At 57.2% G+C, this 8,545-nt stretch carries 6 protein-coding genes; 3 read left to right on the plus strand and 3 right to left on the minus strand.

The window, feature by feature from the left end:
* Positions 1-5: 5 nt before the first annotated feature.
* The 3 genes from IRZ24_RS13130 to IRZ24_RS13140 all read right to left on the minus strand — a co-directional run bounded on the left by IRZ24_RS13130 (position 6) and on the right by IRZ24_RS13140 (position 4,723).
* A complete protein-coding gene (locus tag IRZ24_RS13130; RefSeq protein ID WP_297164973.1) occupies positions 6-683 on the minus strand; it encodes a class I SAM-dependent methyltransferase in 678 nt (225 codons plus the stop codon).
* Positions 684-1,134: 451 nt separating this feature from the next.
* Positions 1,135-3,882, minus strand: coding sequence for a pyruvate, phosphate dikinase (ppdK, locus tag IRZ24_RS13135; protein ID WP_366914290.1), 2,748 nt, complete (start codon positions 3,880-3,882; stop codon positions 1,135-1,137).
* A gap of 223 nt (positions 3,883-4,105) precedes the next feature.
* Entirely contained in the window at positions 4,106-4,723 is a 618-nt protein-coding gene (locus IRZ24_RS13140; protein ID WP_297164978.1) for a HEPN domain-containing protein, read from the minus strand.
* Between the two features lie 570 nt (positions 4,724-5,293).
* Here IRZ24_RS13140 and IRZ24_RS13145 point away from each other — a divergent pair.
* From IRZ24_RS13145 to IRZ24_RS13155, 3 genes are all read left to right on the plus strand, one after another.
* The gene (locus IRZ24_RS13145) at positions 5,294-5,923 is read left to right on the plus strand and encodes an RNA polymerase sigma factor (RefSeq protein WP_297164980.1); all 630 of its coding nucleotides are present in this window, start codon (positions 5,294-5,296) and stop codon (positions 5,921-5,923) included.
* Positions 5,920-6,966, plus strand: a complete 1,047-nt coding sequence (locus tag IRZ24_RS13150; RefSeq protein ID WP_297164982.1) for a hypothetical protein — start codon at positions 5,920-5,922, stop codon at positions 6,964-6,966. Before IRZ24_RS13145 ends, IRZ24_RS13150 begins: the two co-directional genes overlap by 4 nt.
* Positions 6,967-7,110: 144 nt before the next feature.
* Complete coding sequence (locus IRZ24_RS13155) at positions 7,111-8,298, plus strand: acetyl-CoA C-acetyltransferase (RefSeq protein WP_297164984.1); 1,188 nt, start codon at positions 7,111-7,113, stop codon at positions 8,296-8,298.
* Positions 8,299-8,545 lie beyond the last annotated feature (247 nt).

An 8,545-nucleotide genomic window follows, 5' to 3' on the forward strand; every position in this document is an offset into this window, starting at 1 on the left:
TTTGTTTATATGATTTCCAGCTCACTGCGCTCAAAAAGATAAAAAGATGTACGCGTCACCGTACGTCGTACGATCTCGCCCTGACAGTACTGATCATAAAAATGGATCAAGTCAAGAACATGTCGGGTAGTTGAGGCAGAAGGGGAAACGAAATGTGTTAAGAAACTGCCGTCGGCACACGACCAGGTGCCTTGGTGCAGAAGTTGACCACTTAAATTCTCCATCGCGCGAGCGTCGGCGTTGCTCAGATCAAGGATGAGCGTGGCACCGGTCACCAGGTGGGCGCGTAGCAAAGCCAGCGTTTGCTGCTGATCCTTGCGCGCAGTCAGGTGAGCGAAGGAGCCAAGAGCGATAAAGGCCAGCCGAAAGCGTTGCTCCAGATGCAAGGCCCGCATATCCTGCTGCACCAGCGTCACCCGTGACAAGAGGCCCTCCTGGGCCAGCCGCTGGCGGGCGCGTTCTAGCATATTGGCCGAGATGTCGACCCCAGTTAGCTCATAGCCTTCGCGTGCCAGCGGTACCAGCAGGCGACCGCTGCCGCAGGCTACCTCCAACAGGGGGCCGTAGGGGCCGCACAGCTCAGCGAAGTCCCGGTAGAGATCCAGGTCCTCTAGAAAGTGCGCATGTTCAATATCGTAAAAGGCTGCAATGGTATCGTAATCGTTCACTTTATCTCTTTGCATGAAAAGATCTGCTCCGCGTGGCTCGGCGATGGGCGCTTACCTCTGTTGTTAATGCTTTCCCGATAATAGCACGGTGGCAAAAGAGCCGCAAGAGGGGAAAAAAAGGAGATGGAACAGGGGCCAGCCATCGCAGATGACGAAAGCAATCAAGTCATCGTCAGGATGGCTGCCCGCAGGATGACAGGGCTTGGCAGGGCAGGGGGCTATGATGCTCAGATCCTATCTTGCATGACTTAAAAGCTTGTCTAGCGTAAAAGGGGTCTCGTTCTGGGGAAGGAAGATAAGACCGTTCTCAACTCCATTGAACAAACAAAAAACAACATGCCTCCTACAAGGAAAAGCGGGCATTCCTCTCACAGCGCCATTGCCAAGGAGGAATACCCGCGTCCCACCTCTGTCTTGCTCCGAAAGAGCAAGGGTAACGGGGATGGACGGAAGAGAGCTGCTACTACTACTTATCTTTCTCCGACTTACTCAGCGCGGCCTGAGCGGCGGCCAGACGCGCCACCGGTACGCGGAAGGGTGAGCAGCTCACATAGTCGAGTCCGACCTCATGGAAGAACTCGATGCTGCTTGGATCGCCGCCATGTTCACCACAAATCCCAAGCTCAAGCTGTGGATTCGCAGCGCGGCCCTTCTCAGCCGCCATACGCACGAGCTGACCAACGCCATCGCGGTCGAGGGTCTGGAAGGGATTCACTGGCAGGATCTTGACCTTTTCTGGCAGGCCCGGAGCCTCCAGACCGTCGACGTACTTCATCAAGAACTTGCCTTCAGCGTCATCACGGCTGAAGCCAAAGGTTGTCTGGGTCAGATCATTAGTGCCGAAGCTAAAGAAATCGGCCACGGTAGCGATCTGGTCGGCGGTCAAAGCGGCGCGCGGCAGCTCAATCATTGTTCCAAACTTATACTCGACGGCTGCTCCGGCCTCAGCTGTGATCTCCTTTGCGACGGCCTCAAGCTGGCGGCGCACCTCACGCAGCTCATTCACATGGCCGACCAGCGGGATCATAATTTTCACCTGCGGCTTCTTCCCGGTTTTGCGTGCCACCTCTAGAGCAGCCTCCAGGATAGCACGCGTCTGCATGATCGTGATCTCCGGGTAGAGCAGGCCCAGGCGGCAGCCGCGCAGACCGAGCATAGGATTCATCTCGCGCATGGCAGCCACGGCATCGAGCAAGGCCTTTTTCTCCTTGAGCGCCTCTGGATCAGCCCCCGTGGCCTCTAGACGTGTCACCTCGACCAGCAGCTCCTCGTAATTTGGCAAGAACTCATGGAGCGGAGGATCGATCAGACGGATCACCACCGGATAACAATCACCGGTGCGGGGATTGACCATCGTCTCAAAGATCCCGATGAAGTCGCTGCGCTGGAAAGGTAGCAACTGGTCCAGGGCGGCCTGTCGCTCCTCGCGTGTCTTCGCCAGGATCATTTTCTGGACGATGGGCAGGCGCTCTTGTTCCATAAACATATGCTCAGTGCGGCAGAGGCCGATGCCCTCCGCGCCGAACGTCACAGCGCGCTGAGCATCGCGTGGATAATCCGCATTGGCCCACACGCCCAGCTTACGGATGCGGTCGGCCCAGCTCAGCAGCTTCTGCAGCTCCGTCTCCTTCTCAAAGTCCGGTTCCACCGTTGGAATCACGCCGGCGAAGACCTCGCCGGTGTCGCCATCGATGGAGATCTCATCGCCCTCGCGGATGACCACATCGCTGCCGACCACGCGGAAAAGCTTCTCCTCTTCATAAACGCGGATATCCTCGCAGCCGGCCACACAAGGTAAGCCCAGGCCGCGAGCTACCACTGCTGCATGGCTGGTAGCGCCGCCACGCGCTGTCAGAATGCCCTTTGAGACAAGCATGCCATGAACGTCATCGGGGCTAGTCTCCGGGCGAACCAGGATCACAGGAACACCAGCCTTCCCCAGCTCTTCGGCCCGATCCGCATCAAAGACCGCCTTACCGGCCGCGGCCCCAGGCGAGGCATTCAACCCACGGGCCAGGAAACGCCCCTCCTTATGAGCGCGCGCCTTCGCCTCCTCATCAAAGCGCGGCAACAAGAGCTGATAGATCTGCGTCGGATCGGAGCGTCTGATTGCCTCCTCCTCGTTGATCAGGCCCTCCTCGACCATATCCACAGCGATTTTGACAGCCGCCCTGGCCGAGCGCTTGCCCGAGCGAGTTTGCAGCATATAGAGCCGACCGCGCTCTACGGTAAACTCCATATCCTGCATATCGCGATAATGGCGTTCCAAGCGGCGAGCGATTTCCTGGAACTGCTCATAGACCTCGGGCAGTTCCTCTTTCAAGCGACTAATCTTCGAAGGCGTGCGAATACCGGCCACCACGTCCTCGCCCTGGGCATTAAGCAGGTACTCACCGTATAGCTCCTTTTCGCCGGTGCTGGGGTTACGGGTGAAGGCCACACCGGTGCCGCTGTCATTGCCCATATTGCCGAAGACCATGCTTTGCACATTGACAGCGGTGCCCAGATTATGGGGGATCTTATTGAAATTGCGGTAATCGATAGCGCGCTTATTATTCCACGAAGCAAAGACTGCCTCGATAGCGCGCTTGAGCTGCTCGTAGACGTCGGTGGGGAAAGGCTGACCAGACTGACGCTCTGCGATCTGCTTAAACTCAGCGACCAGCTCCTTGAGGGCTGATGCGGGCAGCTCAGCGTCACTGCTGGCCCCTGTGCGCTCCTTGTACTCATCAAGCTTCTGCTCGAACTCCCGCGGATCGGCGTCGAGCACAATCTTGCTGAACATTTGAATGAAGCGCCGGTAGGCATCATAAGCGAAACGCTCATCGCCGGTCTGCTCCACCAGCCCCTGTACGGTCTCATCATTGAGACCCAGATTCAAGACCGTATCCATCATACCTGGCATTGAGAACTTGGCGCCCGAGCGCACTGAGACGAGCAATGGGTTATGACGATCGCCAAAAGTCTTCCCTGTCTGTTGCTCGACAATACGCAGCGCGGCGAGCGCCTGCTCCCACATACCTGGCGGGAATTGCTTGCCAGCCTCGTAGTAGGCATTACAGGCTTCGGTGGTGATAGTGAAGCCTGGAGGGACCGGCAAGCCAGCCCTGGTCATCTCGGCGACGCCTGCCCCTTTGCCGCCGAGCAAGTCGCGCATGCTGGCATTCCCTTCTGTGAACAAATAGACCCACTTGCGCGGCGATTGCTTGACCACCTCTTCAAAGGGCGTTCCCTGGGGCTGTCCTCCTGTGATTGCTTGCGTCACGAAATACTCCTCCCAATTGATAGAATTACTCAGGATCTATAGAAGCCGAATCAGAATGCCAGGGGAATCCTCCTCATAGAGGATAAGTAGAACGGAGCGCTGCAAGCAACCGGGTCGGCGCTGACCCGCGCCGCTAGATTGCGCTGGAGAAGGTATGCGCTCAGCCAATCTTTCAGGCGCTGGAAGAGAAGATCCTTCCCCTGGCCCAGCGCAAGACACGGCGGGCACGCTCTACATGGCCATTAGCCTCAGCGGCACTAATGACCTCATCGGCCTCCTCTGGAGGCGTATCGGCATAGAATGCCTCAGGATGGAAAGGAGTGAGAGCCTCCAAATCGCGCAGAATCTCGGGTGGTGCAGCGACACGCTCACCCAAGGCCCGCAGATCGTGGTTATAAGGGGAACGACGCCCGAAAAGGAGCAGGCTCACCGCCTGGGCTGCCTTCTCTGCTACCTGGTTGCAGTAGTCAACACAAGCGAAATGGCGGCCAAGGTTCAGCTCCAGGCTGGCGGTGGCCATGTCCTGGGCAGCCTCGGCGAACAGGGCCAATGCTCCCTGCAGGTCGCCTCCTGCTGTCTGAGGAGCCTCCGTCTCCTCTGCATCCCCTGCCTCTTCTCCTTCAGGCCCTGTTGTCCCGCGGGCTGGTGTTGAGGCGGTCTCTTCCCAGGTCTGGGAAAGAGAAGCCTGCTCCGACTGCTGCAGCGGGACACCCTCGAGCAGCAAGCGCTCTAAATCCTCTTCTGGCTGATGTGGTAGAGGGGCATCGCCCGCTGTGTGGCGCTCTGCCATCTGAATACGCTCTCCCCAGTGCTCGCCCGGGGGCAGACCGGCCAGCTAGCGCCCCGGGCGACTCTTCTCTTGGCTCAAACGACCTGTCCCCTGCCCGTAACGTATCGGGCTTTTCGCTTATCGATACCTCTGTGTGTTTCTCCTCTATATTAGTCCTGTCAGCGCGTGGTGTCAATGCAGGTTCGCCAATCATTGCTTGAGAACAGAGAGGGGGAGCATCGGCCTTCGGATGGCTCTTGCAGAATCTTTTCGTGAGGCGTCGTCCCGATGAAGGTGAAGCACGAGAATCATCTGTGTATCTGAAAAAGCTAGCGTGCTGGCTCGTGAGAGGGATAGGGAGGCGGTAGCTCCTGATCAGTGCTTTCCTCGGATCGCTAGGCCTGTTTTCAGGGCATCGCCTTCCGTATGCACTGGCATGTTCCTATTCACCGGGCGTTCCTGCTATACTTAGGTATGCATGTGCAGCATCCTATTAGCAAGCTCACTGAAGGTGGCGAGGGTGCCGGTAACGCGAGTAACGCTGAAGTCGCCGCTGTCGCCGAGGCCCGGAGAGAAAGAGTACATGTCAGCATGACCGAGAAAACGCCTGCGCATTCGCAGCGAGCTGGCTCTGAATCTTTTACTGCTGATTCTGACAATGCTCTGGCCCTAAGCAGGCTCTATGAGCAGTTCAGTCGGCCAATTCACTCCTATATTTATCATCTGCTAGGGAACCGTGAGGACGCCGATGATATGACGCAGGAGGTCTTTATCCGCGCCTGCCTGGCCTGGGACCATCTGCATGATCGCGAGAACCTGGCTGCCTGGCTCTATCGTATCGCGACTAATCTCTGTGTCGACCTCTTGCGCAGGCGTAAGCGCATCGCCTGGTGGCCTCTTTCCTTAAGTAGCCATCAGAGCAATCACGATGAAAGCTCGATCTCCGAGGAGTTTGCGCTGCTGTTGGCCGATAGCGGAGGTATTCCCGAAGTCATCGAGCGCGAGCATATCCGCGCCGCCCTGGCAGCTATGCCTTTTGATTATGCTGTCGTGCTCGTGCTGAGCGCCGTGCAGGGCCTACCCTATCAGGAGATTGCTGCTATCATCGGAATCTCCCCCAATGCTGCTGCGACACGTATCTCTCGTGCAAAGAAGATGTTTATCGAACGCTATATTCGAATCGGGCGCGAACATCTGAAGGGGGAGGAACGCCGGCGATGAGTGAGGCAAGACAAGGGCCTGGTTTGCCGCCCCTACCAGCCGCTCATGAAAGTGGACCTCAGGTCTGCGAGACTATTCAACTTTACCTGGCCGTCCTCGATGATCTGAGCTTTGAGCAAGCTCAGGCTGTGCTTGAGCATGTCTACGATTGTTCTGCTTGTCTGCAAACCTATCGTCTCTTCAATCAGGTGAATCAACTGCTGCGTAATTTGGAGCAGACACATCCCTCGGCGCGCGTTGATCGCGCTGTTTATCAGGCCATTGCAACTCGCTGGGGGGCATCAGCTCCTACCTCTGTCGAACAGCGTGGGGAGAGGCGCCGTGAGCAAGAGGTAAAGGTAGAGCCAGCGCGTTCTCCCTTGACAGCTCTGCAACGCCCAGCTCGGCGCCCCTTGATGCGGCGCCGTCTCTTCCTCTTACCGGCTGTCGCAGCCCTAGTGCTGCTCGTTCTCGGAACATCTCTGGGATTAAGCACGCTCTGGCGCCCGTCACAGGCTTTTGCCTTGCCTCCAGGGCTCTCCTGGAAGGGCTATGTACTCTATCATCGTCAGACCAAGATAGGCGATGAAGGGTTGCCCTACCGTGTCGAAACCTACCATAACTTAGGAACAGGCGAGTTACATATCGAGGCCAGCATTCCCGGGCGCCTTGATGTAGTACTGATCAGCAATGGTCAAACGGTGCTTGGATTAGATATGCTGCATCATGTAGCCCAATGGAACCCCGCGCACTGGGATGTCCAGGACACAGCCTTTGATCTTGAACAATTGCGTCGTGATCTCCAGCAAGGGAACGCGCACTACCTTGGCCAGGGATACTTTCAAGGGCAAACTGTCTACCGTATTTGGTTGCCTAGCGATTATATCCTCCTATTGGACCAGCAATATCATCCGGTCAACCTCCTCTATGCCAGTGGAACTGAGCAAGGGCAGCCAGTCTACGAGAGTGTGCGACTACTGCCAGAGGCTCAGGTCCCCGAGCATCTCTGGGAGATGCGTCCTCCCTCGAGCTTTTTGCCTGGCCAGCTCCCGGCTGAGCCTTAGTCTCGCGCTGATTCTCGCTTGCTTGCAACGTCTCCAGGCTGCAAGCTACAATGAGACAACGAAGGAGCAGCCGAGCCTGCGATGAACGGCTGTTCTAGCGATGAAGCATTTTGAATGGTTACACTGGCAGCAGGAGCACGTCTCATGGCCACAGAAGCAGTGCCTGTGATCGTTGGCGCCGCCCGTACTCCGACAGGGAAATTCTTGGGGGCGCTCGCGAGCTTTACAGCCCCTCAGCTAGGGGCCATTGCAATCAAGGAGGCGGTACGCCGTTCAGGTATCGCTGTCGAAACGATCGATGAAGTGATTATGGGGAATGTGGTCTCAGCGGGTCTGGGTCAGGCCCCAGCACGCCAGGCGGCCATCGGGGCCGGTTTGCCGGTCGAGATCCCTGCCTTCACGGTGAACAAGGTCTGTGGTTCCGGCCTTAAAGCTGTTATGCTGGCTGCTCAGGCTATTCGGGCTGGCGATGGACGGGCCTTTGTCGCCGGCGGTATGGAGAGCATGTCAAATGCCCCTTATCTCTTGCCGAAGGCGCGCACTGGCTACCGCATGGGCCATGCCGAGCTGATAGACGGCGTCATCCATGATGGTCTCTGGTGCGCCTTTGAGCATATGCATATGGGAAATGAGGCGGAGATTATTGCCGAGGCCTTTGGTATCTCTCGCGAAGAACAGGATCGTTTCGCTTTGAGCAGCCATCAGAAAGCGGCTGCAGCTACAGCTGCTGGTCGCTTCAAAGAAGAGATGGTCCCTATTGAGGTTAAGCAGAAAGGCGCCAGCCTGCTCGTTGAGAGCGATGAGCCGATTCGCCCTGATACTTCGTTGGAAGCGCTGGCCAAACTTAAGCCGGCTTTCCAGGAGCAGGGAACAGTCACTGCGGGCAATGCTCCTGGACTCAGCGATGGGGCGTCTGCAACAGTGGTGGTGGAGCAAAAGCTTGCTCAGGAGCAGGGCTTACCAGTGCTCGCGCGTATTATTGGCTATGCCTCGGCAGCTATTACCCCGCGCTATATCTTCGCTGCACCTGCACGCGCGGTCAGGCGGCTGCTGGAACTAACCGGCTTGCGCCTGAGTGACTTCGATTTGATTGAAGTGAATGAGGCTTTCGCCGCTCAAACGCTGGCCAATGGAAAGGAACTGGACTGGGATTGGAGCCGGGTGAATGTGAATGGAGGCGCGATTGCCCTCGGCCATCCGATCGGCTCCAGTGGCTCGCGTATCTTAATTACGCTCATCTATGAGCTGCGTCGCCGCGGTGGGGGACGTGGCTTAGCAACGCTATGCCTGGGTGGTGGCGGTGCCGTTGCCCTAGCTGTAGAGGTCTCGTAAGCAGCGGCATCCCCTGTTTATTCTCAGCTCCTCGTCAGTTCTGCCCGCTCAGCAGGCGTCAGAACCGGCGGGGAGCAGTCAGCAGCCCTCCCTCGATCTTGCTACTCCTTCCACTAAGATCGTGAAGACCTTCTCCACTTCTTGAGGCCTTCTTTTCTCCCCCCTTTTGTCTATCTCGACGCTTCCTTCTTTCTTCCCCTCTCTCTATCTTACCAAGCGTCCTAAGTTAGTCTCCTATCTATGATTC

Origin of the sequence: Thermogemmatispora sp., from assembly GCF_019683755.1 — a bacterium.
GTDB lineage: Bacteria > Chloroflexota > Ktedonobacteria > Ktedonobacterales > Ktedonobacteraceae > Thermogemmatispora.